At 35.7% G+C, this 625-nt stretch carries 2 protein-coding genes; both read right to left on the reverse strand.

Going from position 1 to position 625, the window contains the following annotated elements:
- Nucleotides 1-349 (reverse strand): glycosyltransferase family 2 protein (locus tag RB298_RS03885; protein ID WP_486045859.1); only part of this gene is annotated, 349 nt, incomplete at its 3' end.
- Nucleotides 346-615: a GtrA family protein gene (locus RB298_RS03890; protein ID WP_486045861.1), complete on the reverse strand. Its 270-nt coding sequence runs from the start codon at nucleotides 613-615 to the stop codon at nucleotides 346-348. The genes RB298_RS03885 and RB298_RS03890, both read right to left, overlap by 4 nt.
- Nucleotides 616-625 lie beyond the last annotated feature (10 nt).

Raw genomic sequence — 625 nt, forward strand, 5'->3', positions numbered from 1 at the left:
TTTCATAGCCTTGCTGCCATTTAGCAATTAATTCGGGAATCATTTCAGGCGGATCTTGTAAGTCCGCATCAATAATAACGATAGCATCACCTTGAGCATAATCAATGCCTGCTGTTACGGCAGTTTGGTGACCAAAATTACGAGCAAAATCAATAACTTTTACATTAGAATCCATAGCCGCTACGTCTTTCAAGATTTCAATTGTTCGGTCGGTGCTGCCGTCATTGACGAAAATGAATTCATAGTTAATGTGGTTTTTATGCATGACGGAAAGTAAGCGATTATAGCATTCATTAGCTACTTCTTCTTCAAAATACATAGGTACCACAATTGAAATTAGTTCTCTCATGCTTTACCTCCTATCGAGTGATGGTTTGTGTGCTTAAACGTCCATATTTTATTAAGGAAAAAATTGATAAACATTCCTATACAAGTAGACAGCAGTTGTCCAATTATTGGATTAGCAGGTGTATAGTGTACAAGAAGGAATAAGCAACTTGTATTAATTGCTAAAGTAATAAGGTTTACGATGAAAAATTGAGCTAACATCCATTTATGTACTGTTGCTTGAAACACCCACGATTTGTTCCAATAGTAGCTGTTTATGACGCCAATAAAATAAGAT

It is taken from the genome of Priestia sp. BR_2 (genome assembly GCF_041954005.1).
Lineage (GTDB): Bacteria > Bacillota > Bacilli > Paenibacillales > Paenibacillaceae > Paenibacillus_AQ > Paenibacillus_AQ lautus_A.